General features: G+C 62.5%; 23 protein-coding genes and 1 riboswitch. Of the genes, 6 read left to right on the top strand and 17 right to left on the bottom strand.

Translation table 11 applies throughout. The annotated features are described in order from the left end of the window. Window positions 1-10: 10 nt before the first annotated feature. Window positions 11-3,481, top strand: a complete 3,471-nt coding sequence (locus tag BLU37_RS14270) for a hybrid sensor histidine kinase/response regulator (protein ID WP_090205826.1) — start codon at window positions 11-13, stop codon at window positions 3,479-3,481. Here the strand turns inward: BLU37_RS14270 and rmuC are convergent. From rmuC to BLU37_RS14255, 3 genes are all read right to left on the bottom strand, one after another. Continuing rightward, entirely contained in the window at window positions 3,478-4,845 is a 1,368-nt protein-coding gene (gene rmuC / locus BLU37_RS14265; RefSeq protein WP_172833107.1) for a DNA recombination protein RmuC, read from the bottom strand. The genes BLU37_RS14270 and rmuC overlap by 4 nt on opposite strands. Window positions 4,846-5,025: 180 nt before the next feature. Next, entirely contained in the window at window positions 5,026-5,349 is a 324-nt protein-coding gene (locus tag BLU37_RS14260; protein WP_036998690.1) for an SEL1-like repeat protein, read from the bottom strand. A gap of 330 nt (window positions 5,350-5,679) precedes the next feature. Next, the gene (locus BLU37_RS14255) at window positions 5,680-6,078 is read right to left on the bottom strand and encodes a hypothetical protein (RefSeq protein WP_090205820.1); all 399 of its coding nucleotides are present in this window, start codon (window positions 6,076-6,078) and stop codon (window positions 5,680-5,682) included. A 208-nt stretch (window positions 6,079-6,286) separates the two neighbouring features. Here BLU37_RS14255 and BLU37_RS14250 point away from each other — a divergent pair, with 208 nt between their 5' ends. The 3 genes from BLU37_RS14250 to BLU37_RS14240 all read left to right on the top strand — a co-directional run bounded on the left by BLU37_RS14250 (window position 6,287) and on the right by BLU37_RS14240 (window position 8,701). Further along, a complete protein-coding gene (locus BLU37_RS14250) occupies window positions 6,287-6,511 on the top strand; it encodes a hypothetical protein (protein ID WP_010448046.1) in 225 nt (74 codons plus the stop codon). 279 nt (window positions 6,512-6,790) lie between these two features. Further along, the gene (locus BLU37_RS14245) at window positions 6,791-7,273 is read left to right on the top strand and encodes a hypothetical protein (RefSeq protein WP_090205818.1); all 483 of its coding nucleotides are present in this window, start codon (window positions 6,791-6,793) and stop codon (window positions 7,271-7,273) included. Window positions 7,274-7,417: 144 nt separating this feature from the next. Continuing rightward, window positions 7,418-8,701 carry an OmpP1/FadL family transporter gene (locus tag BLU37_RS14240; protein WP_090205815.1) on the top strand — a complete coding sequence of 428 codons (1,284 nt, stop codon included), beginning with the start codon at window positions 7,418-7,420 and terminating at the stop codon, window positions 8,699-8,701. A gap of 76 nt (window positions 8,702-8,777) precedes the next feature. On the opposite strand, the gene BLU37_RS14235 is transcribed toward BLU37_RS14240, so the two are convergent. From BLU37_RS14235 to cobO, 14 genes are all read right to left on the bottom strand, one after another. Continuing rightward, window positions 8,778-9,329: a glutathione peroxidase gene (locus BLU37_RS14235; protein ID WP_090205812.1), complete on the bottom strand. Its 552-nt coding sequence runs from the start codon at window positions 9,327-9,329 to the stop codon at window positions 8,778-8,780. A gap of 71 nt (window positions 9,330-9,400) precedes the next feature. Continuing rightward, window positions 9,401-9,523, bottom strand: a complete 123-nt coding sequence (locus tag BLU37_RS29670) for a hypothetical protein (protein ID WP_019363163.1) — start codon at window positions 9,521-9,523, stop codon at window positions 9,401-9,403. After that, the gene (locus BLU37_RS14230) at window positions 9,520-10,728 is read right to left on the bottom strand and encodes an MFS transporter (protein ID WP_090205808.1); all 1,209 of its coding nucleotides are present in this window, start codon (window positions 10,726-10,728) and stop codon (window positions 9,520-9,522) included. Before BLU37_RS14230 ends, BLU37_RS29670 begins: the two co-directional genes overlap by 4 nt. 51 nt (window positions 10,729-10,779) lie before the next feature. Further along, window positions 10,780-11,193: a MarR family winged helix-turn-helix transcriptional regulator gene (locus BLU37_RS14225; protein ID WP_010448035.1), complete on the bottom strand. Its 414-nt coding sequence runs from the start codon at window positions 11,191-11,193 to the stop codon at window positions 10,780-10,782. Between the two features lie 70 nt (window positions 11,194-11,263). After that, complete coding sequence (locus BLU37_RS14220; RefSeq protein ID WP_090210944.1) at window positions 11,264-11,995, bottom strand: adenosylcobinamide-GDP ribazoletransferase; 732 nt, start codon at window positions 11,993-11,995, stop codon at window positions 11,264-11,266. Between the two features lie 2 nt (window positions 11,996-11,997). Continuing rightward, window positions 11,998-12,576 (bottom strand): alpha-ribazole phosphatase family protein, encoded by a 579-nt coding sequence (gene cobC / locus BLU37_RS14215; RefSeq protein WP_090205806.1) that lies wholly within the window; start codon window positions 12,574-12,576, stop codon window positions 11,998-12,000. After that, window positions 12,573-13,628, bottom strand: a complete 1,056-nt coding sequence (cobT, locus tag BLU37_RS14210) for a nicotinate-nucleotide--dimethylbenzimidazole phosphoribosyltransferase (protein ID WP_010448029.1) — start codon at window positions 13,626-13,628, stop codon at window positions 12,573-12,575. Before cobT ends, cobC begins: the two co-directional genes overlap by 4 nt. After that, complete coding sequence (gene cobU / locus BLU37_RS14205) at window positions 13,625-14,146, bottom strand: bifunctional adenosylcobinamide kinase/adenosylcobinamide-phosphate guanylyltransferase (protein ID WP_090205804.1); 522 nt, start codon at window positions 14,144-14,146, stop codon at window positions 13,625-13,627. The genes cobT and cobU overlap by 4 nt, the downstream gene beginning before the upstream one ends. 15 nt (window positions 14,147-14,161) lie before the next feature. Further along, entirely contained in the window at window positions 14,162-15,616 is a 1,455-nt protein-coding gene (locus BLU37_RS14200; RefSeq protein ID WP_090205801.1) for a cobyric acid synthase, read from the bottom strand. Beyond that, window positions 15,613-16,605, bottom strand: coding sequence for a threonine-phosphate decarboxylase CobD (gene cobD, locus BLU37_RS14195; protein ID WP_090205798.1), 993 nt, complete (start codon window positions 16,603-16,605; stop codon window positions 15,613-15,615). The genes BLU37_RS14200 and cobD overlap by 4 nt, the downstream gene beginning before the upstream one ends. Then, on the bottom strand, window positions 16,598-17,506 hold the full coding sequence (cbiB, locus tag BLU37_RS14190) for an adenosylcobinamide-phosphate synthase CbiB (protein WP_090205796.1): 909 nt from the start codon (window positions 17,504-17,506) through the stop codon (window positions 16,598-16,600). The genes cobD and cbiB overlap by 8 nt, the downstream gene beginning before the upstream one ends. Then, entirely contained in the window at window positions 17,503-18,153 is a 651-nt protein-coding gene (gene bluB / locus BLU37_RS14185) for a 5,6-dimethylbenzimidazole synthase (protein ID WP_090210943.1), read from the bottom strand. The genes cbiB and bluB overlap by 4 nt, the downstream gene beginning before the upstream one ends. A 29-nt stretch (window positions 18,154-18,182) precedes the next feature. Then, the gene (locus BLU37_RS14180) at window positions 18,183-19,538 is read right to left on the bottom strand and encodes a cobyrinate a,c-diamide synthase (protein ID WP_090205793.1); all 1,356 of its coding nucleotides are present in this window, start codon (window positions 19,536-19,538) and stop codon (window positions 18,183-18,185) included. Further along, window positions 19,535-20,146 (bottom strand): cob(I)yrinic acid a,c-diamide adenosyltransferase, encoded by a 612-nt coding sequence (gene cobO, locus BLU37_RS14175; RefSeq protein ID WP_029533259.1) that lies wholly within the window; start codon window positions 20,144-20,146, stop codon window positions 19,535-19,537. The genes BLU37_RS14180 and cobO overlap by 4 nt, the downstream gene beginning before the upstream one ends. A gap of 83 nt (window positions 20,147-20,229) precedes the next feature. Then, window positions 20,230-20,449, bottom strand: a riboswitch (cobalamin riboswitch). A 159-nt stretch (window positions 20,450-20,608) separates the two neighbouring features. Here cobO and BLU37_RS14170 point away from each other — a divergent pair. Then, window positions 20,609-21,187: a hypothetical protein gene (locus BLU37_RS14170; RefSeq protein ID WP_090205790.1), complete on the top strand. Its 579-nt coding sequence runs from the start codon at window positions 20,609-20,611 to the stop codon at window positions 21,185-21,187. Window positions 21,188-21,260: 73 nt separating this feature from the next. After that, window positions 21,261-22,574 (top strand): PQQ-dependent sugar dehydrogenase, encoded by a 1,314-nt coding sequence (locus tag BLU37_RS14165; RefSeq protein WP_090205788.1) that lies wholly within the window; start codon window positions 21,261-21,263, stop codon window positions 22,572-22,574. Window positions 22,575-22,628 lie beyond the last annotated feature (54 nt).

Raw genomic sequence — 22,628 nt, 5'->3', positions numbered from 1 at the left:
GGGAGTTTCCATGTCGTTGTCCAGCGGGCTGATCGCCGCCGTCGCCCTGGCCTATATGGCCATCATGTTTGCCATTGCCTTTTATGGCGATCGCCGTAGCGCGCCATTGCCGCCACGGATGCGCGCCTGGGTGTATAGCCTGTCGCTGGCGGTCTACTGCACCAGTTGGACCTTCTTCGGCGCGGTCGGCCAGGCCGCCGACCAGCTCTGGGCCTTCTTGCCGATCTATCTGGGCCCGCTGCTGTTACTGGTGTTCGCGCCCTGGGTCCTGCAGAAGATGGTGCTGATCAGCAAGCAGGAAAACATCACCTCGATCGCCGACTTCATCGCCGCCCGCTACGGCAAATCGCAATCGCTGGCGGTGGTGGTGGCGCTGATCTGCCTGGTCGGGGTACTGCCCTACATTGCTCTGCAGCTCAAGGCGATCGTCCTCGGGGTCAACCTGCTGATCGGTGCCGGGGCCGATGCCATGGGCGTGCGGGCACAGGATACGGCGCTGATCGTCTCGCTGGTGCTGGCCCTGTTCACCATCCTCTTCGGCACCCGCAACCTCGACGCCACGGAACACCACCGCGGCATGGTGCTGGCGATCGCCTTCGAATCCCTGGTCAAGCTGATGGCCTTTCTCGCCGTCGGCGCCTATATCACTTACGGCGTCTACGACGGTTTCGACGACCTGTTCGACCAGGCCAGGACCTCGGCGCTGCTGGCCGAGTACTGGAAGGAAACGGTCAACTGGCCGTCCATGGTGGTGCAGACCGGTGTGGCGATGATGGCGATCATCTGCCTGCCTCGGCAGTTCCACGTGACCGTTGTGGAAAACATCGACCCCCAGGACCTGCGGCTGGCCAAGTGGGTGTTCCCCGCCTACCTGATTCTCGCGGCGCTGTTCGTGGTGCCGATTGCCCTGGCTGGGCGGATGATGCTGCCGGCCGAGGTCCTGCGCGACTCCTATGTGATCAGCCTGCCACTGGCCCAGGCGCACCCTTCCCTGGCGTTGCTGGCGTTCATCGGCGGCGCCTCGGCAGCCACAGGGATGGTGATCGTCGCCAGCGTCGCGCTGTCGACCATGGTCTCCAACGACATGCTGTTGCCCTGGCTGCTGCGCCGGACCAACTCCGAGCGGCCGTTCGAAGTCTTCCGCCACTGGATGCTGTCGGTGCGCCGAGTGAGCATTGTCGTCATCCTGCTGTTGGCTTATGTCAGCTACCGGCTGCTGGGTTCCACCGCCAGTCTGGCGACCATCGGCCAGATCGCCTTTGCCGCCGTCACGCAACTGGCGCCGGCGATGCTCGGCGCGCTGTACTGGAAACAGGCCAACCGCCGCGGGGTGTTCGCCGGGATCGCCGGCGGTACCTTCATCTGGTTCTACACCCTGGTCCTGCCGATTGCCGCCCACAGCATGGGCTGGTCGCTGAGCAGTTTTCCGGGCCTGGCCTGGCTGCATGGCAACCCGTTGGGCGTGCCGATTTCGCCACTGACTCAGGGTGTGGTGCTGTCGCTGGCCGGCAACTTCACCCTGTTCGCCTGGGTCTCGCTGCTCTCGCGCACCCGCGTCTCGGAGCACTGGCAGGCAGGGCGCTTCATCGGTCAGGAAATCAGCGCCCGCCCCGGCGCGCGCCCGATGCTCGCGGTGCAGATCGAAGATCTGCTGACCCTCGCCGCGCGCTTCGTCGGTGAGGAGCGGGCACGCCAGAGCTTCATCCGCTTCGCCTATCGCCAGGGCAAGGGCTTCAACCCGAATCAGAACGCTGACAGCGACTGGATTGCCCACACCGAAAGACTGCTGGCCGGTGTACTGGGCGCCTCCTCGACCCGCGCGGTGGTCAAGGCGGCCATCGAGGGCCGGGACATGCAGCTCGAAGACGTCGTACGGATCGCCGACGAGGCCTCCGAGGTGCTGCAGTTCAACCGTGCGCTGCTGCAAGGCGCCATCGAGAACATCACCCAGGGCATCAGCGTGGTCGACCAGTCGTTGAAACTGGTGGCCTGGAACCGCCGTTACCTGGAACTGTTCAATTACCCGGACGGGCTGATCAGCGTCGGCCGGCCGATCGCCGATATCATCCGTTACAACGCCGAACGCGGCCTCTGCGGCCCGGGCGAGGCCGAGGTCCACGTCGCCCGCCGCCTGCACTGGATGCGCCAGGGCCGCGCCCACACCTCCGAGCGGCTGTTTCCCAACGGCCGGGTCATCGAACTGATCGGCAACCCGATGCCGGGCGGGGGTTTTGTCATGAGTTTCACTGACATCACCGCGTTCCGCGAGGCCGAAAAGGCCCTGACCGCCGCCAACGAAGGCCTGGAGCAACGGGTGGCCGAACGCACCCATGAACTGTCGCAACTCAACCAGGCACTGACCGAGGCCAAGGGCAACGCCGAGTCGGCGAACCAGTCCAAGACCCGCTTTCTCGCGGCGGTCAGCCACGATCTGATGCAGCCTCTGAACGCTGCCCGCCTGTTTTCCGCTGCGCTGTCGCATCAGGAGGACAGCCTGTCCGACGAAGCCCAGCAACTGGTACAACACCTGGACAGCTCGCTACGCTCGGCCGAAGACCTGATCAGCGACCTGCTGGATATCTCGCGCCTGGAAAACGGCAAGATCACCCCGGACTCGAAGCCATTCGCGCTCAACGATCTGTTCGACACCCTGGGCGCGGAATTCAAACTGCTGGCCCAGGAACAGGGCATCAAGTTCCGGGTTCGCGGCAGCCGCCTGCTGATCGACAGCGATATCAAGCTGCTGCGACGAATCCTGCAGAATTTCCTGACCAATGCCTTCCGCTACGCCAGGGGACCGGTGCTGCTTGGCGTGCGCCGGCGCGGCGAGCAGTTATTGCTGGAAGTCTGGGACCGAGGCCCGGGTATTCCCGAGGACAAGCGTCAGGTGATCTTCGAGGAATTCAAGCGCCTGGACAGCCACCAGACCCGCGCAGAAAAAGGCCTGGGGCTGGGCCTGGCGATCGCCGATGGCCTGTGCCGGGTGCTCGGGCACCGGTTGCAGGTGCGCTCCTGGCCAGGTCGTGGCAGCGTCTTCAGCGTCAGCGTACCGCTGGTGCGGCAACCGCTGGCGGCAGCTGACAGCCGTGCGCAAACCCCGCCCCAACCCATGAGCGGTGCGCAGGTACTGTGTATCGACAACGAGGACAGCATCCTGATCGGCATGCACAGCCTGCTCAGTCGCTGGGGTTGCCAGGTGTGGACCGCACGCAACCGCGAAGAATGCGAGGGATTGCTGAAACAGGGTATTCGCCCGCAACTGGCGCTGGTGGACTATCACCTCGATGACGGCGAGACCGGCACCGAGTTGATGGCCTGGCTGCGCACACGGTTGAACCAACCGTTGCCCGGCGTGGTGATCAGTGCCGATGGCCGGCCGGAAACCGTCGCGCGGGTGCATGGGGTCGGGCTGGATTATCTGGCCAAGCCGGTAAAACCGGCGGCCCTGAGAGCACTGCTGAGCCGGCACCTGACGCTTTAAGCCGGCCCGCCTTCCCCCCCATCGTCGGCATCGGTCATCGCCCGCTCCAGCAGGTCGGCGGGCAGGCTCTTGCTCGCACGGGCGCCCAGCAGCTTGAGCTGTTCGCTACGACTGATCAGATTACCGCGTCCTTCTGTCAGCTTGTTGCGCGCCGCCGCGTAGGCCTTGTCCAACTGCTGAAGACGGTTGCCGACCTCGTCCAGGTCCTGGATGAACAACACGAACTTGTCATACAGCCAACCGGCCCGCTCGGCGATTTCCCGGGCGTTCTGGCTCTGGCGCTCCTGTTTCCACAGACTGTCGATCACCCGCAGGGTCGCGAGCAAGGTAGTCGGGCTGACAATCACGATCTGTCGGTCGAACGCCTCCTGAAACAGGTTCGGCTCGGCTTGCAAGGCCGCCGAGAAAGCCGCCTCGATCGGCACGAACAGCAGAACGAAATCCAGGCTGTGCAGGCCCTCCAGGCGCTTGTAGTCCTTGCCGGACAGGCCTTTGACATGATTACGCAGCGATAGCACATGCTGCTTGAGCGCAGCCTGGCCGATCACCTCGTCAGTCGCGCCGACATACTGCTGATAGGCCGTCAGGCTGACCTTGGAGTCCACCACCACCTGCTTGTCCCCTGGCAGCAGGATCAGCACGTCCGGCTGGAAACGCTCGCCATCGGGGCCCTTGAGGCTGACCTGGGTCTGGTACTCGCGGCCTTTTTCCAGGCCGGCATGCTCGAGTACCCGCTCCAGAATCAGCTCGCCCCAGTTGCCCTGGGTTTTCTGGCCCTTGAGCGCCTGGGTCAGGTTGGTGGCTTCATCACTCAGGCGCAGGTTCAACTGCTGCAGGCGTTCCAGTTCCTTGCCCAGGGAAAAACGCTCACGGGCCTCGGCCTGATAACTTTCCTCAACACGCTTTTCAAAGGACAGGATGCGCTCCTTCAACGGATCGAGCAGTTGCCCGAGTCGCTCCTGACTGCTTTGCGCGAAACGCGCCTCGCGCTCATCGAAGATCTTCCCGGCCATCTCGGCGAACTGGGCCCGCAATTCATCCCGCGAGCCTTGCAGATCGTCGAGCCGCTGCTGGTGGCTCTCTTGCTGCTCACGCAGTTCGGCGCTCAGCGACGCCACCTGCACATCGAGACGGCGCAGCTCGACTTCCTTGCCGTTACGTTCGAGATTCCAGGCGTGGGCAGCGTCCCGGGCATTGTCGCGCTCGATCTGCAACAACTCGACCTCACGTCGCAGCGCCGCCAGTTCCGCCTGCTTGGCGGCATTGGCCTGCCCGAGGTCACTGACTTCGTCGCGGCAGGCATCCAACTGGGCATTGAGCCCGTCCTGGGCCATTTGTGCGTTGGCCAGACGCTCCTCCTGCATCGCCTGCTCGGCCTGCGCCGCACTGCTGCGCCGCTGCAACTGCCAGGCGAACGCCAGCAAGGGCAACGCCGCCCCGGCCAAACCGAGCAACAGACTGGTCAGATCCAACGCCATCAAGAACTCCCGCCCAACACCGGACTAAAGGGTCAAGGGTAGCGAACGCGCCACCCCAGGGACAGCTCAGTCTTCGAGCAGACCCAGTTCGCGCCGTGCCACCGGATCACCAGCGCGAGCCGCCTGACGCAACAGGTCGTGACCAATACGCCGCTCGCGGGAACTGCCGCAATCACGACACATCAACTGCCCCAGGCGCCGCTGGGCCAGGACCACGCCCTGACGCGCCGGTTGTTTCAGCAGGCGTCCGGCGAAATGCTTGACGCTGGGGTTTTCGCCCAGGCTCGGGCTGTCCAGCAACCAGAGCGCCACGCGCAGCGAAAAGCGCTTGGGCGTGGTTGCAATCGTATTGGACGAAGATGGAGAGGATGAGGTCGAACGAAACTTCATATCAGGTAGTAGGGCAAATCGCAGGGCGCGCCACTCTACTCTTTTTTCGACGAAGGTAAAGTCGAAAAAACGTCACATGCCCGAGCTAGAGCAAGCGCTTGGGACAATCCACAGAAGCTGTGGATAACTCAGTGGACAACCCCCCTTTAAGCCTCGCAAAGCCCCATGGAACGGGGCCCGCAGTCAAACTGTCGATTTTTTCACCAATAAAAAAAGACGATATTTTTCATTGACTTGTATTTCCAATACAGGCATTCACGGGCCCGGAGAACGAGATGAGCACGAGGAGACAAGCCGGTCCAATAATGTGCACAAGTGAAGCGTGCACCGTTATATCCGCGCACCTTTTTTGCACAAGCAGAGGAAACAGGGCCTGGCGACAAACAGAATGCCCAGCGCCAAATGCCTCCCTATCGAGCAGATCGCCAACCACAGGGCAGCCACCTGGGGATCGACCACGATCTTCCGTTTTTTTTCAAATCCCTCTTCCCTTTCAATGCTCAACAAGCTACTATCCGCCTCGTTAGTACCAAGCTGAAAGTCAATTCTGGTCGAATAAATCCCTTGATCTGCCCCTTCAAAGAAGCCGGCGACTGAAAACAGGGAACGACCACCTCGATGGTTTCCAGGTAAAACTTGCGCGAACACAGCCTTTGACTCAATAGCAAAGGGTGTTGCCAATAATTTTTCTCTGACCGAACCAACCTGCAAATTGATCAGGATCTTCACCCCGGGCCCAGAACCTTTGCCCGTGTCGTGATTGCCTGCCCTCCTGAGTACCTACCTGCCAGCCGCGCCACTTATATTTCAAGCGCTGCAAACTGGCTGCCTTGTTCCAGTCAGGTTCTTTTTCCGGCCAATGGTGGCCCGGCATTACTGGAACGTTTTAATGTTGCACGGTTCAGATACCGTGTCATTTGTAGGAACACCAATAATTATGTCGACTCAAATTCACACCCAAGACGCCATTCGCACACTGGCCGACGCCTTTGCTCCAATGAACTGCCTGATCATGGCCGCCCGCAAAGGCTGCTTCAGCTTCACACTGGTCAACGAACACGGGATCGCTCGCCACAGCGAACGTCTTTATCCTGACCAGTACTCGAGCGCCGAACCCCTGCAGGCGGTAATCGAACGCACCCGCCAGGCCTTGATTGCCTGAGTTTCGGACGAACGGCAAGACATCAGCCCCGCCCTACAAGCGGGGCTTTTTATTGTCTGAAATTTCGCAATTTTGCTGACCAGCCTAATCGCCAATAAATATATGAGTTTTAAGTGCGAGTTTTAAATATTTTAAAAACAGGCCTTTACAGCAAAGATATGACACTACACTTCAACTCAAGCGACCCGGGTCGCTTCCGGCAGACCTGATCGATCCACTGCTGCCAAGCGCCAGGTCTCGCCGGCCGACTACCAGATAACGAGCAGTCTTGAGGGTGCCATGGGTATTGCCGCGAGGGAATTGCGCCTCTATGTGATTCGCCCGACCCTGATGTACCTGGGTCGTCACAGTCAATGCGCAGAAGCCCTGCTGCTGGGCATCGCCGCCAGCCAATCGGACCTGGGCTCGGCCCTGCACAATCGCAGCGGTCACGGCCTGTATCGAATCGGCGAACGCCGCCACGCCGAACTCTGGGACCACTACCTGGCCCAAGACCCGGAACTGGCCAGCCTGGTGCGCGGCCTGGCCAGCCAACATGCCTTTCTGAGCAGCCCGCATCTCGAACTGACCGTCAACCTGCGCTATGCCACCGCCATTGCCTGGCTGCTGATCGAACAACAGCAACTGCGACTGCCGGCCATAGACGACCTGATCGGAATGGCGCGGATCTGGCGACAGACTTTCCAGCCACAGGGACGTTTACGCGACTTCACCCAGGCCTGGAAAAATTGTGACTCATCGGTCAATTTTGTCGCTTGCTAGTCATTCAACATCGAATTCAGAAAAACCTGACGATTCTGGTTGGATTGTCCTACAAAACCGCTCTATCTCCTGCGATACAGCCTATAGCGCCAAAGCAAAAATGTTGGTAATTTTCGCCTCGGTGATCACCACGGAGTTCTAATAATGAAAAAAGTAATGCTCAAGACCACACTCAGCCTCGCCGTTACCCTGGCATCCACCCAACTGTTCGCGAGCGGCTTTGCTCTCAACGAACAGAGTATCAGCGGGATGGGTACTGGTTTTGCGGGTCGATCGTCCGCTGCCGATGATGCAAGCACTGTCTATGGCAACCCTGCCGGTATGTCCCGTCTTGCGGGCCAGCAAATTACTGTCGGCGCTGCGTCCATTGATGCAACCACCGATATCAAGGATGCAAGCGGCCGCTACAGCGGCACCAACAAGGGCGACATGGTGCCGTTCACCACGGTTCCAATGCTGTTTTACACAAACCGCCTCAACGACAACTGGGCAGTCGGTTTCGGTGCCTATGCACCGTTCGGCCTGGTAACCAACTACGAAAGCAACTTCCAGGGCCGCGCTTTTGGTAGCAAGAGCGAAGTCAAGGTCGTCACCTTGCAGCCAACCATCAGCTACGCCTTCAACGACAAGGTGTCGATCGGTTTCGGTCCGACCATCAACCGTATCTCCGGTGAGCTACAATCGGATATTAGGCTCAGCCCATTCCTGCCGAACGACACCAATGTCAAGATCAAGGGTGATGACACAGCTCTGGGCTTCAACGCAGGTATTCTGGTCCAGGCGACCGATACCACCCGCGTAGGCCTGACCTATCACTCGAAGGTGAAGTACAAGCTTGAAGGGCATACTGACATTACTCCAGGTGCCGGTACTCCAGGTGCTCTTCTACAAAGTGCTCGCTATGACGCTTCGCTGAAAATCGAAACGCCTGAATCGTACGATCTGTCGGTCACCCAGGATATGAACGATGCCTGGAAGCTATATGCAGGTGCCACTTGGACTCGCTGGAGTCGTCTGAAAGACATCACCGTCAACAATGAAGGTGTCACCGCAGCCTCCCCGGTTGGAGTGGCACCAGCACTGTTCGGCTCTATCAGCGAGCCACAGAATTGGCACGATACCTGGGCTTATGCCGTAGGCACTTCGTACCAGTTGAACAAGCAATGGGTAGTTCGTACTGGTCTGACCTTCGACCAGTCGCCAACCAACAACACTGATCGTTCGCCACGCATTCCGACCGGCGATCGCACCATCCTCAGTGCGGGCCTGGGGTACGCCATTAGCGATAACCTGACCATTGATGCAGCGGTCTCCTACCTGAAGGAAGAAGATGTTACCGTCAACAAGAGCAACACTCTGAACAACTACAGCGCCAAGTACGAAAACAGCGCGTGGGGCTATGGCCTGGGCGCAACGTACAAGTTCTGATCCGCAGAGAGCCTGAACGGCTTATCGGTTAAACAGAAAAAAACCCGCCTCGGCGGGTTTTTTAATGGCTGTGTTCTCAGGGTTTCGAAGCAATCGCCTTTTCCACCGCCTCGATCAACTCCGGACTATCCGGCTTGGTCAGGCTGGAAAAATGCGCGATCAACTTGCCCTGGCGATCCACCACATACTTGTAGAAATTCCACTTCGGCGCCCCGCCCTGCTCGCCCAGGACCTTGAACAGATGCACCGCATTCTCGCCCCTGACCACCTGCGGCTCGGTCATGGTGAAGGTGACACCGTAGTTCACGTAGCAGACCTTGGCCGTCTCGGCACCGTCCTTGGACTCCTGCTTGAAGTCATCGGACGGCACACCGATCAATTCCAGCCCCTGCCCCTTGTAGCGCTGATACAGCGCCTCCAGCCCCTTGAACTGAGGTGCGAAGCCGCAGAAGCTGGCGGTATTGACGATCACCAGCGGCTTGCCGGCGAACTTCTGGCACAGATCGATGGACTCCTTGGCTCGCAACTTGGGTAACTGTCCCTGCAACAACGCGGGACAATCGGCCGCTGCGGCAGCCCCCGAAAAAGCCAGCAAAACCGTAGGCACCAGTAACCAGCGCATCGCCATATCCTGCATCCTCAGGTAAAGAACTCACTCTACGACGTTACTCGCCTGCGCGCTGCCCTAGCAAGCCTCCCCTAACAAACGCCCATGCCCAGTTGCATCAGCGCCAGGCCGCCACGATGCCAGCCCCACCAGGCGAGTACCAGCAAGAGCGCCAGAACGGCCAGGGCCAACACCTTCGACCACAGCGAACTCACGCCGCCCCCGCTTGCGCCTGAAGACGCGCCACTGGCCGCTCGCGGACCGGCCAATTCAGGGCCGCCGCCAACAGGCTCAGGAGAATTGCCACCTGCCAGATCAGGTCGTAGCTGCCCATGCGGTCATACACCACACCGCCCAGCCAGCCGCCGAGGAAGGAGCCCAACTGGTGGAACAGGAAAACTATCCCACCCAACATGGAAAGGTTTCGTACCCCAAAAAGGGTCGCCACGGTACCGTTGGTCAACGGTACGGTCGATAGCCAGAGAAAGCCCATGGCCATGCCGAACAGATAGACACTGGTCTGGGTTACCGGCAGCCAGAGAAACAGCCCGATCACCGCTGCCCGGGCCAGATACAGGGCGGTCAGCAGGCGCGGCTTGGACATCCGTCCGCCAAGCCAGCCGGCGGTGTAGGTCCCGAAGATGTTGAACAGGCCAATCAGTGCCAGCACCGTGGTCCCGACACTGGCCGGCAGATGCTGGTCCACCAGATAAGCCGGCAGGTGCACACCAATGAACACCACCTGGAAGCCACAGACGAAAAATCCGAATGCCAGCAACCAGAAGCCAGGATGCGCACAGGCTTCGCGTAACGCCTCAGCCAGCGTCTGCTCGCCGGCCAGGACCGGCAGTGGCTGGTCCTTGAGCATGGCCACCAGTGGCACGATCAGCGCCACCAGCACACCGAGTACCAACAAGGCCGACGACCAGCCCAGCCAGCCGATCAGTCCCAGGGTGCCCGGCAACATCGCAAACTGGCCGAACGAGCCGGCAGCACTGGCAATGCCCATGGCAATGCTGCGCTGCTCGGGTGCGACAGCCCTTCCGACCACGCCGAGAATCACCGAGAAGGAAGTCCCCGAGAGGCCGACGCCAATCAGCAGGCCGGCGCTCAGCGACAGGCTCAAGGCCGAATCGGACAGCCCCATGAACACCAGCCCAAGGGCGTACAGCAGGCCGCCGACCAGCACCACCCTGGCCGCGCCGAAACGGTCGGCCAGCGCCCCGGTAAAGGGCTGTGCCAGCCCCCAGATCAGGTTCTGCAAGGCAATGGCAAAGGCAAACACCTCACGCCCCCAGCCGAACTGTGCACTCATCGGCGGCAGGAACAGGCCGAAGCCATGCCGTACCCCCAGCGATAACGCCAGAATCAGCGCACTCCCGAGAAGAATCCAGCCGCTGCTACGCCAGAGCGATGTCATTATTGTTCTCCGATAACGGGTATATACCCGCTTTGATTCAAATGAAGGCGATTACTCGCCATCTGCCAGTTCATCCAACAACGCCAGCAAGGCGGCGCGCTTTTCATCACCGAGCCGCTCGGCCAGGCGCTGCTGCGCCGCCTCCCAGGCGGGAAAGGCCTCATCCAGCCGCTGAGCCCCCAATGCCGTCAGACAGACCAGGCGATTACGCTGGTCCGAGCCCTCGCTCATCTTCACCAGGCCCTCGCCTTCGAGTACCCGCAGATTACGGCCCAGGGTGCTGCGGTCCAGCCCCATCGCCTCGGCCAGTCCTGAAATACTCGGTTTATCCAGACGCCGGAGATTGCACAGCAAAGAATACTGCGCAACGTTGATCCCGAAGCCGTCAAGAGCGCCGTCGTAATGCCTGCTGACGCCACGAGCGGCGCGACGCAGGCTGATGCATAAGCAGTCTGTGGATAACATGATGCGTGTATATACCCGTTACTTTTGAAATACAAGTTCAATCAATACTCACAGGCACCCGGGACGTCTCTCAGAGCAGTGCCAACCCGACCAGCACCGTCATCTCCAGCAATTCCAGCAGCGCTCCGGCGGTATCGCCGGTCGTACCGCCCAAGCGCCGCATCATCAGGTGTCGCAACCAGCAGAAACACCCCGTCGCCAACAACAGCGCAACCGCCCCGTGCCATCCTGCCAGCACCAGACAGGCCAGGGCGCTCACCAGCAACACCTGCCAACCGGTACGCCGCGGCAGATGATCGGCCAGTGCCTGGCCCAATCCGCCAGAGCGCACATACGGCGTCACCAGGAACAGGCCCAACAACGCAGTGCGCCCGATCAGCGGGGCCAGGATCAGGGCGAAGGTCTGCTGTTGCTCGATCAGCGCCAGCAAGGCACAGAACTTCAACAGCAGGACCAGGACCAGCGTCACCACGGCAATCGGCCCACTGCGCGGGTCCTTCATGATCGTCAGCGTCCGCTCCCGATCACCAAAACCGCCCAACCAGGCATCGGCGCTGTCAGCCAGCCCATCCAGGTGCAGACCGCCGCTGAACAGCACCCAAAGCGTCAGCAGCAAGGCGGCATGCAGCATGGGTGGTGCTGCCGACAACAGCCAGTCGACCCCGTACAGGCCGCTGCCCAGCAGCAGGCCAACCAGTGGATACCAGAGCAACGAACGCCCCAACTCCTGGGGTTGCGGCATGCCTGGCAAGCGAATCGGCAGACTGCTGAGAAACTGCAGGGCAATCCAGAACGGCAGCAGACTCACTGCAGCTCCTCCAGCCGACCCTCAACCGACACCTGCAAGGTGAACATCGCACCGTGTGCCACTTCGACCTGCAGCAGTTGCTCGCGAGGCAATCTCCGGGCCTGGGCCAGCAGCAGCTTCATCACCCCACCATGACTGATGAGCAATACCCGTTCGCCCGCGTAGCGCTGCTGCAAACGTGCCACTGCCGCCAGCACCCGCTCGGCAAATTGCGATACCGGCTCACCTTCCGGCGGAGTGAACCCATAAGGGTCAGTCCAGAAGCGCCCCAGGGCTTCGGCATCGGTCTGCATCAACGCCGCCGCGCTCTGTCCTTCCCAGGTTCCAAAATGCAGCTCCTGCAGATCCCTTTCCAGCTCGACGGGCAACCTGAGCCGTTCGCCCAGTTCCTCGGCAAACCGGGCACAACGCTGCAGGGGCGAACTCACCAATCGGCGCCAGGGACCACGCCCCAACACCGCCTGACGCATCTGCTCCCAGCCCTGGTCGGTCAGGGCATCGTCCAGGCTGCCGCGCAGGCCACCGCCTTGTTCGGTTTCGCCATGGCGCAGCAGGTCCAGATGCAGCGTGGTCATGCCGGCCGATCCGCCACTGCCGCTTCGGCAAAGGTCGCCATCTGGCCGTGCAGGTCACAGGCCAGGCGCACCAGTGGCACCGCCAACGCCGCGCCGCTGCCTTCCCCCAGGCGCAAGTCCAATTCCAGCAACGGCTCGGCCAACAGGGTTTCCAACACATGCCGATGACCCAGCTCTGCGCCACGATGACCAAAAATCAGCCAGTCGCGGCAGCCAGGATTCAGCCGCACCGCGACCATCGCCGCCACGCTGCAGATGAAACCGTCGACCAGTGCCGCCACGCCTTCCTGGGCACAGGCCAGATAAGCCCCGGTCAATGCCGCGATCTCGAAGCCACCGAAGCGCAACAGGGCCTGCAAAGGCTCGCTGGCCTGCCCGGCATGCAACGCCAGCGCCCGCTCGATCACCTGCGTCTTGCGACTGATCCCCGCCGCATCCAAACCGGTGCCCGGACCGGCAAGCAGGCTCGCCGGGCAGCCGAGCAAGGCGCACGCCACCGCGCTCGCCGAGGTGGTATTGCCGATACCCATTTCACCGCCGATGAACAGCTCGCTCCCGGCCGCCACGGCACGCCGCACGCTGTCACGCCCGGCCTCCAGCGCAAGCCGGCCCTGGGCCTCGGTCATCGCCGGTCCCTGGGTGAAGTTCGCGGTACCCGCACCGATCTGCAAATGACGCACGCCCGGCAGATTGAGCATCGGCGTGACAGTACCGAGGTCATTCACATCCAACTGCGCCCCCAACTGCCGCGCCAACACGCTGATCGCCGCACCGCCGGCAACAAAATTGGCCAGCATCTGCCCGGTGACTTCCTGCGGGTAGGCCGATACGCCCTCCGCGACCACGCCATGGTCACCGGCGAAAATCGCGATCCACAAGTGGTCAACACGCGGCTTGAGCCGACCCTGCAAACCGGCCAGCTGTACCGCCACCTGCTCCAGCAGGCCGAGCGAACCGGTGGGTTTGGTCAACTGCTGCTGACGCTCGAACGCCGCGTCCCGGGCTTGCCCGTCGATTGCCTTGCATGGGTCCAGCCACCACGATTGATTCATAACGCAGGTCCTTTCAAAGTCAGGGGCAGGCCGGCAACGGTCAGTACGACACGCTGACAACGTTCGGCCAGGGCTTGATGCAGCCAACCGGCTTCATCGACATAGCGGCGAGTCAATTCGCCCAGCGGCACGACACCCAGACCGGTCTCGTTGCTGACAAACAGTATTTCGCCCGACAGATGTGCCAGGCAGTCCAACAGGGCGTCGCGCTCGGCCGACAGGCGCGATGCATCATCCAGCATCAGCAGGTTGGTCAGCCACAAGGTCAGGCAGTCCACCAGCAGACAGGTATCGGCAGCAGCGTTGTCGCGCAAAACCCGCGCCAGTTGCAGCGGCTCCTCGATGAGTTGCCAATGGGCAGGCCGGCGCTGGCGGTGCAAGGCAATCCGCTCACTCAACTCGCCATCCAGCGGTTGGCTGGTGGCGACATAGATCACCTGTAGCCCGCTCTCCTGCGCCAGGCGCTCGGCCAGGCGGCTCTTGCCGGAACGGGCTCCGCCCAGAATCAGTTGCTGCATATTCAATCGACCCGCTTAATCAAGACCGCACAGCTCACGCAGACGAGCCGTGTCCAGATGCCGCTCGACCAGATCGGCCAGGCGTTCGATATCCCGCTCGCGCAGGGCGTGATAATCCACCTCCTGTACCGCTTCCAGCCCGGCCCAGCGCAGCAGCGCCGCACAGGAATCGGGCGACTCGAACAGGCCGTGCAGGTAGGTCCCGAGGATCTGCCCATCGGCACTGCAGGCGCCGTCGCAACGCCCGTCTTCCAGCAGTACCGCCGGCCGCTCCAACGCCGCGCCGGTGGTCACGCCAGCATGAATCTCGTAACCGCTGATCTCGGCGTTCTCCAGCGACAGATGCCCACGCACATTGCGCAACTGCTTCTCGCGCTCAAGCGCGGTGCTGAACGCCAGCAGGCCGAAACCGGCACTGGAGCCCGCCGGGCCTTCGAGCCCCAGTGGATCGTGTACCTGCTCGCCGAGCATCTGCAAGCCACCACAAATGCCCAGCACCTTGCCACCGTAGCGCAGGTGCCGGTTGATCGCGGTTTCCCAGCCATTCTGGCGCAGATAGGTCAAGTCGCTGCGTACGCTTTTCGAACCGGGCAGGATGATCAGATCCGCCGCCGGGATCGCCTCGCCGGGGCCGACGAACTGCAGGTCGACCTGGGGATGCAGGCGCAACGGATCAAAGTCGGTATGGTTGCTGATGCGCGGCAACACCGGCACCACCACCTTCAGGACCTGGTCGAGCTTTTCGATCTGGCGCCGGTCCAGACCATCCTCGGCCTCCAGGTGCAGGTCCATGACATAGGGCAGCACGCCGATCACCGGCTTGCCGGTGCGGGCCTCCAGCCAATCCAGCCCAGGCTGCAGCAAGGCGATATCGCCCCGAAAACGGTTGATGATGAAGCCCTTCACCCGGGCCTGCTCGCTCGGCGACAACAGCTCCAGGGTGCCCACCAGATGAGCGAAAACGCCGCCGCGATTGATGTCGGCAATCAGCAACACCGGACAATCCACCGCCTCGGCAAAACCCATGTTGGCAATATCGCCAGCCCGCAGGTTGATCTCTGCCGGGGAACCAGCGCCCTCGACCATCACCACCGGATAGTCGCGGCTCAGACGCTGGTGGGACGCCAGCACCGCCTGCATGGCGATGGCCTTGTAGTCGTGATAGGCGACAGCATTCATGGTGGTGACTGCGCGGCCATGGACGATCACCTGGGCCCCGGTGTCACTGTTGGGCTTGAGCAGTACCGGGTTCATGTCGGTGTGCGGTTGCAGCCCGGCCGCCTGGGCCTGGACCGCCTGGGCCCGGCCGATCTCGCCGCCGTCGGCGGTCACCGCGCTGTTGAGCGCCATGTTCTGGGGTTTGAACGGCACCACGCGGATGCCCTGGCGAGTCAGCCAGCGGCACAGCGCCGTCACCAGCGTGCTCTTGCCGGCATCCGAGGTGGTGCCCTGGACCATCAGGGTGCTCATGGGTGCTCCTCGTTATAAGCCTTGAACGCCTGCTCCAGGCGCAACCAACCGACTTCGTCCGGCGGCAGGCCAAACCGCAGACTGCTGTTCTGGGCAAACAGCCGCAGCAGGATCCCGCGCTGTGCCATGAATTCGTGCAGGTGTTCGGCGCGGTTGCTGATCAGCCATTGGAACAACGCACAGCCGCCCTGGGGGGCGAATCCATGGTTTGCCAGCAAGGTTTCCAGGCGCTGGCTGGCCTCTTCGCTGCGTTGTCGCTGCCGGGCGTGGCCGGCGCTGTCGGCCAGGCAGACCTGGCCCAGCACCCGCGTCGGTCCCGCCACCGCCCAGGGACCAATCTGCTCGGCCAACAGCTTGAGCAGCTTGCGCTCGGCCAGGACGAACCCCAGGCGTACACCGGCCAGGCCAAAGAACTTGCCGAACGAACGCAGCACGATCAATCCGACCTTGTGGGTGTGCGCAGCCAGGCTCTGTTGCGGGGTGTTGTCCATGAACGCTTCGTCGACCACCAGCCAGCCACCGCGCTGAGCCAGCCGAGCATGCCACTCCAACAGTTGTTCGGGCGACAGCTTCAGGCCCGTGGGGTTGTTCGGGTTGACCACCACCAGCACGTCGAGGCTGTCGAGAAAGAAATCGATCTCGTGCTCCAGCACTTCACGCACGATGTAACCGTTGCGGCGCCAGGCCTCGGCATGTTCGGCATAACACGGCGAGAGCACCCCGACCTTGCCTGCCCGACGCACTTGCGGCAAGGCTTGAATCGCCGCCTGGGAACCGGGTACCGGCAAGGCCAGCGGCGCACCGTAGTAGGCACAGGCGGCGCGTTCCAGGCCATCATCGGTTTCCGGCAGACGCGCCCAGGCGCGCTCGGGAATCGCGGGGATCGGCCAGGGCCAAGGCGCCAGGCCGCTGGACAGGTCCAGCCAATCCGCCTCGGCAATCGCGTAGTGTTCCACCGCCTTGCGCAACCGCCCGCCGTGCTCAAGCATAAAACTCAGCTCCCAGACAGAGAATCAGCAACCACAGCCATACCCCACGCTGCACCAATTGCCAGCCGCGATCGATCGCGTCGGCGTCGGCAGCCGGCCCCTCGCCCAATTGCGGACGCTGGTGCAACTCGCCGTGGTAGATAGCCTCACCGCCCAGTTCGACGCCAAGGGCGCCAGCGCCGGCGGCCATCACCGGCCCGGCGTTCGGACTGTCCCAGGTGGGTCCCTGGGTAAACCAGCACCTCAGCGCCAGCCGAGTGTTGCCCAGCAGAGCGTAGGTCAAGGCCACCAGTCGGGCAGGAACATAGTTGAGCAGATCGTCGATCTTAGCCGCTGCCCAGCCGAAACGTTCGAACCGTTCGTTACGATAGCCCCACATCGCGTCAAGAGTATTACTCAGCCGGTACAGCACCACCCCGGGTACCCCGGCAACGGCAAACCAGAACAGCGCGGCGAAAATCGCATCGCTGCCATTCTCCAGCACCGACTCGGTCGCGGCTCGGGCCACTGCGGACTCATCCAGCTCCGAGGTCTGGCGGCTGACCAGGTAACCCACGCGCTGGCGCGCCAGCTCCAGATCGCCACTGCGCAGCGCCTGGGCCACCGGCACCACGTGCTCGCCCAGGCTGCGCATGCCCAGGGCCGCATAGAGAAACAGGATCTCGATGAGCCAGCCAATATAGGGCGCCCACGACAGGGCCGTGGCCAGCAGCGTCAGCGGCACCACCGCCAGCACCCAGGCCGTCACGCCATGGCTGCGCCAGCCTCGGCCGCCCGCGTTGAAGCGTTGCTCGATGCGATCGGCCAGACGACCGAACGCCACCAGCGGATGCCAGCGTTTGGGTTCGCCCAGCAGCGCATCCAGCGCAACGCCGGCGACACTCAACAACGCCACACTCATTGACTCACTCCCCAGAAATTTTCGTACAACAACTCACTCAACGGTCGCGGTTGCGCCCAGCCCTCCAGCACCAGCATCGGCGCCGGGTAGAATGCCTTGACCGGCCCCAGGCACAGCACCGCCACGGGCTTGGCTCCCGCTGGCAGCTCCAGCAGTTCGGCCAACGCATGCGGTTCGAACAACGATACCCAGCCCATGCCCAGGCCCTCGGCTCGCGAGGCCAGCCAGAGGTTCTGGATCGCGCAGGATAACGACGCCATGTCCATCTCCGGCAACGTCCGACGACCGAAGATGTGCCGTTCGCGCCCGTCCATCAGCGCCGCCACCAGCACCTCGGCACAATCGTTGATGCCCTCGACCTTCAACTTCATGAACTCATCGGAGCGCTCGCCCAAGGCCTCGGCGGTACGCACCCGCTCCTCTTCCACCAACTGCTGGATCTGCCCGCGCAGCGCACGATCGCTGATCCGGATGAACCGCCAGGGTTGCATCAGACCCACGCTGGGCGCCTGATGCGCCGCCTCCAGCAGCCGTGCCAACAACGCTGGCGCCACCGTACCTCCGGCAAAGTGACGCATATCGCGACGCTCCGCGATGGCTCGGTAGATTGCCTCGCGTTCCTCCAGGGAAAAAACCTTGTCTGTCATGGCCTCTTCGCAGCGTTCCGGCATCCCGGTCAGCCTGCGTCCACATCAAAAGCGCCGGCCTTGGCAGGATCAGAAGGGCAATCCCCGGATTGCGGCGCCAGCAACGCGGCAACCGCCCGAGGATTGGACGGAAAATAAAAGTGCACATACGAAGCGGTCGTGCGCTCCGCGCGGTAGACCGCCTCCGCGCCACGCCCACCATTGGGGCTCATTCCCCGGGCAATCGGCGTCAGTTCGGTGGTGGTCAACGAATGGTGGTAGGTATGCCCGCGCAACACACCTTCCGGCAGATCCACGGCTTGCAAGGCCAGGGCAGCCAGGCGTTTCTGCATCACCGCCTCGCCCGCCAGCAAGCCGAGCAATTCGGCACGTTGGCCGTCGACATCGGTCAACGCATCGAGCAGATAGAGCATGCCGCCGCACTCGGCGAGCAGCGGCTTGCCTGCGGCGTGGTGCGCACGGATCGCCGCCAGCATCGGCTGGTTCTGCGCCAGCGTCAGGTGGTGCAGTTCCGGATAGCCGCCCGGCAGATAAAGGCTATCGGCCTGCGGCAGCTCGCGGTCATGAATCGGCGAAAAGAAGCACAGTTCGGCACCCAGCGCACGCAGCAGATCCAGGTTGGCACCATAGATGAAGGCAAAGGCCTCGTCATGGGCCACCGCGATACGCACACCGGCCAGCAGTGGCTCGAGAGTGACGGCTTGCGGCGCGGCAAATTCGACCGGCGGCGGCAATGCGACTTCACAACTGGAACCCAGGGCTTGGGCGGCATCATCGAGACGCCGGTCCAGGTCGTTCAGCTCGCTGGCCTGGACCAGCCCGAGGTGACGGCTCGGCAGCTCGATCCCGGTCTCGCGGGAAAGCGCGCCGTACCAGCGCAGGCCTTCGGTCAGGCTGCCTTCGAGCAGTTGGGCATGACGCTGGGTGCCGACCCGGTTGGCCAGTACACCGGCAAACGGCAGGTCCGGCTGGTAGCGCGCCAGGCCCAGGGCCAATGCACCGAATGTCTGGGCCATGGCCGTACCATCGATCACCGCCAGCACCGGTACGCCAAAGTGCCGTGCCAGATCAGCGCTCGATGGCGTACCGTCGAAGAGCCCCATGACGCCCTCGATCAGGATCAGATCGGCCTCGCCAGCGGCTTCCCAGAGCAGCCGGCGGCTCTCCTCGGCCCCCACCATCCACAGGTCGAGCTGGTACACCGGCGCACCACTGGCACGCTCGTGAATCATCGGGTCGAGAAAGTCCGGGCCACACTTGAACACCCGGACCTTGCGCCCCTGGCTACGGTGCAACCGCGCCAGGGCCGCCGTCACCGTGGTCTTGCCCTGGCCGGAAGCCGGCGCGGCGATCAGCACCGCCGGGCAATGACGCGCTTGACTCATAGTTCGATGCCTTTCTGCGCCTTGATCCCGGCCTGGAATGCATGCTTGAGCAGGCCCATTTCGGTGACGGTATCAGCCAGCTCGATCAGTTCCGGCCTGGCCCCACGCCCGGTGACCAGCACGTGCTGCATCGGTGGCCGGGCCTGCAGATCGCCGAGGACCTGGTCCAGGTCCAGATAGCCGTGCTTGAGGGCGATGTTCAACTCGTCGAGCACCACCAGACCGATCTGCGGATTGGCGAGCATTTCCCGCGAGACCGCCCAGGCAGCTTCGGCGGCGGCGATGTCACGCTGGCGGTCCTGGGTTTCCCAGGTAAAGCCCTCGCCCATCACATGAAAACGCACCTGCTCGGGGAAGCGGCGGAAAAACAGCTCTTCCCCCGTACTGTTACGCCCCTTGATGAACTGCACCACGCCACACTGCATGCCATGGCCCATGGCTCGGGCGAGCATGCCAAACGCCGAACTGCTCTTGCCCTTGCCGTTGCCGGTCAGTACCAGCAGCAGACCACATTCGTTCGGGGCGTTGGCGATACGCTCGTCGATCACCGCCTTCTTGCGCTGCATACGCGCCAAGTGGCGCTCGTCTCGATCGGGGGATTCGTTCATGGCAGCTCTCCGTTGGGGCTGAATAAGGCAAACGGCGGGCAGACACAGGCACGGCCGAAGCCGTCCAGCATCGCCCGCCGTGACGCTGTGGGATGGATCAGGCCGGTCTCCGGGCTCATGAGTGGCGCGAACGCGGGACCACGCGCCTTCCCATGCCGTCGGCACAGTGGCGAAAAGCGCAGTCTTGACTCATTTACCGTTGCGGGGGCAGCGCCGGGATCGCACCTGTCTGAGGGCTCACCGGCTTCCCTGTTTCACTCTGTCGACGGATCGCCACAGAGCACCTGAAACAATCGGCGAAGGTTAGAGGGTTGGGGGTGGAGCGTCAAATAAAGCCGAGGAGTGCGCCGTTGATCAAAAGACGACGCGGATCAATAAACCGGCGCCAGAATTTGTGTCACACTGAAAAAAAGTGATATCAAATAGCCATAACCCGATCAATAACAACAAGGGGTGAGCAGCATGCAAGGCTTGACGATCAGCAACCCGAAACTGGAATTCCTGCGCCCCGCCCTGGAACGTTGGTCAGACTGCATTGACCGCTATAACCAGATACTTGGCGACGGCCAGGCGCCTTACTGGTTCAACGAGCGCGCCAGCCTGGGCTTGCTGTCAGCCGCAGCCTGGGCGGCCGAGATGGTGACCCTGGAGCATTTCCAGACCCGCAAGCAGGCCGAAGAGGATGATCGCAACGGACGCTGCGACCTGCATATCGCCACGCCGGACGCCTCGGCGTATATCCGGGCCAGCCAGCGCTGGCCGCGGTTCAACAACCTGAACCTGATGCCGGCCCTGCTCGATGTGGCCAGTGATGCGAAAAAGGTCAGCTATCCCCATCACCTGAAGCTCGGCTGCCTGTTCGTCTCGCCCTTCAAACCCCAGCAGAGCCCGAGCCCGGAAGACATGCAGGATATGGTCGACGACCTGCAAAAGGCCAACAGCTGCGCCGTGGCCTGGTACTTTCCCTATCCCTACCGCAAGCTGCACAACGAGGCCGGTCACTACCATCCCGGCATCGCCATGCTGTTCAAGGAGGCCTGAGCAAAACGATTGAACCTGCGCCGACTACGCTTCTCTACTTCTAGACCAGCGTAAGCATCGACGGAGATTCAGCATGTTCCAGCAGAAACACGCCCTGATCATTCTGCTCGCCAGTGGATTGGCTGCTTGCGGCGAAAGCTCCACCCTGTCGGTGTCCGATGGCACCGGCCCTTCGCCCAAGCTCCCGGAACCGAACAAGACCCTCCTTCCCACGGTCAACATCGCCCCCGCCGTCGGCTGGCCACAGGGCAGCAAACCTGTAGCCGCGAACGGCACTCAGGTCAGTGCATTTGCCGAAGGCCTGGATCATCCACGCTGGCTGTATGTACTGCCCAACGGTGATGTCCTGGTGGCCGAAACCAACTCGCCCGCCAAGCCCGATGACAGCCGGGGTATCAAGGGCTGGATTGCCGGCAAGGTCATGGACAAGGCAGGGGCCGGGGTACCCAGCGCGAATCGCATCACCCTGCTGCGCGACGGCGATCACGACGGGGTCGCGGAAACACGCACAACCTTTATCGAAGGGCTCAACTCGCCGTTCGGCATGACGCTGGTGGGCAATGACCTGTATGTCGCCGACACCGACGCCCTCCTGCGCTTCCACTACCAGCCGGATGAAACCGCGATCAGGGAACAACCGGTGAAGGTGATCGACTTGCCCGGCGGCACACTCAATCACCACTGGACAAAGAATGTCATCGCCAGCCAGGACGGTAAAAGGCTCTATGTCACCGTCGGTTCCAACAGCAATGTCGGCGAAAACGGCCTGGACAAGGAGGAAGGTCGCGCCGCGATCTGGGAGGTCGATCCGGCCACTCGCAGCCACCGGATCTTTGCCTCCGGCCTGCGCAATCCCAACGGCCTCGCCTGGGAACCACAGAGCGGCAAACTGTGGACCGCGGTGAACGAGCGCGACGAGATCGGCAGCGATCTGGTGCCGGACTACATCACCTCGGTGAAGGACGGTGGGTTCTACGGCTGGCCCTACAGCTACTATGGCCAGCATGTGGATGTGCGGGTGTCGCCTTCGGACCCGGCGATGATCGCCAAGGCCATCGCCCCCGACTACGCCGTCGGGCCGCATACAGCCTCACTGGGACTGGCCTTTGCCAAGGGCAGCAAGCTCCCGGCGCCGTTCACCCAGGGGGCCTTTATCGGCCAGCACGGCTCATGGAATCGCAAGCCCCACAGTGGCTACAAGGTGATCTTCGTACCTTTCGCCGACGGCAAGCCGAATGGCCAGCCGATAGATGTGCTGACGGGTTTTCTCGACAAGGATGAAAACGCCATGGGCCGGCCGGTCGGGGTCGTGATCGACCAGCAAGGCGGCCTGCTGGTGGCAGACGATGTGGGCAACAAGATCTGGCGGGTGTCCGCCAGCAAGTGACCCGTCGCCCGCGATCCCGATGAAGAATCAGGCCGGGCAACCTGGAACGGGCGG

Origin of the sequence: Pseudomonas asplenii, assembly GCF_900105475.1 — a bacterium.
In the GTDB taxonomy this organism is placed as follows: Bacteria; Pseudomonadota; Gammaproteobacteria; order Pseudomonadales; family Pseudomonadaceae; genus Aquipseudomonas; species Aquipseudomonas asplenii.
This window is presented reverse-complemented; position numbering and strand designations above follow the sequence as displayed.

Bases quoted from the DNA above. Each gene is read 5' to 3' on its own strand.
- BLU37_RS14230 (WP_090205808.1), bottom strand. From the start codon at position 10,728: ATGACATCGCTCTGGCGTAGCAGCGGCTGGATTCTTCTCGGGAGTGCG.
- BLU37_RS14225 (WP_010448035.1), bottom strand. From the start codon at position 11,193: ATGTTATCCACAGACTGCTTATGCATCAGCCTGCGTCGCGCCGCTCGT.
- BLU37_RS14165 (WP_090205788.1), top strand. From the start codon at position 21,261: ATGTTCCAGCAGAAACACGCCCTGATCATTCTGCTCGCCAGTGGATTG.
- BLU37_RS14245 (WP_090205818.1), top strand. From the start codon at position 6,791: ATGGGTATTGCCGCGAGGGAATTGCGCCTCTATGTGATTCGCCCGACC.
- BLU37_RS14240 (WP_090205815.1), top strand. From the start codon at position 7,418: ATGAAAAAAGTAATGCTCAAGACCACACTCAGCCTCGCCGTTACCCTG.
- BLU37_RS14200 (WP_090205801.1), bottom strand. From the start codon at position 15,616: ATGAGCACCCTGATGGTCCAGGGCACCACCTCGGATGCCGGCAAGAGC.
- cobO (WP_029533259.1), bottom strand. From the start codon at position 20,146: ATGAACGAATCCCCCGATCGAGACGAGCGCCACTTGGCGCGTATGCAG.
- cobD (WP_090205798.1), bottom strand. From the start codon at position 16,605: ATGCTTGAGCACGGCGGGCGGTTGCGCAAGGCGGTGGAACACTACGCG.
- cobT (WP_010448029.1), bottom strand. From the start codon at position 13,628: ATGAATCAATCGTGGTGGCTGGACCCATGCAAGGCAATCGACGGGCAA.
- BLU37_RS14260 (WP_036998690.1), bottom strand. From the start codon at position 5,349: ATGAAGTTTCGTTCGACCTCATCCTCTCCATCTTCGTCCAATACGATT.
- BLU37_RS14170 (WP_090205790.1), top strand. From the start codon at position 20,609: ATGCAAGGCTTGACGATCAGCAACCCGAAACTGGAATTCCTGCGCCCC.
- BLU37_RS14235 (WP_090205812.1), bottom strand. From the start codon at position 9,329: ATGGCGATGCGCTGGTTACTGGTGCCTACGGTTTTGCTGGCTTTTTCG.
- BLU37_RS14270 (WP_090205826.1), top strand. From the start codon at position 11: ATGTCGTTGTCCAGCGGGCTGATCGCCGCCGTCGCCCTGGCCTATATG.
- cobC (WP_090205806.1), bottom strand. From the start codon at position 12,576: ATGACCACGCTGCATCTGGACCTGCTGCGCCATGGCGAAACCGAACAA.
- cbiB (WP_090205796.1), bottom strand. From the start codon at position 17,506: ATGAGTGTGGCGTTGTTGAGTGTCGCCGGCGTTGCGCTGGATGCGCTG.
- BLU37_RS14180 (WP_090205793.1), bottom strand. From the start codon at position 19,538: ATGAGTCAAGCGCGTCATTGCCCGGCGGTGCTGATCGCCGCGCCGGCT.
- rmuC (WP_172833107.1), bottom strand. From the start codon at position 4,845: ATGCAGGAGGAGCGTCTGGCCAACGCACAAATGGCCCAGGACGGGCTC.
- cobU (WP_090205804.1), bottom strand. From the start codon at position 14,146: ATGCAGCAACTGATTCTGGGCGGAGCCCGTTCCGGCAAGAGCCGCCTG.
- bluB (WP_090210943.1), bottom strand. From the start codon at position 18,153: ATGACAGACAAGGTTTTTTCCCTGGAGGAACGCGAGGCAATCTACCGA.
- BLU37_RS14250 (WP_010448046.1), top strand. From the start codon at position 6,287: ATGTCGACTCAAATTCACACCCAAGACGCCATTCGCACACTGGCCGAC.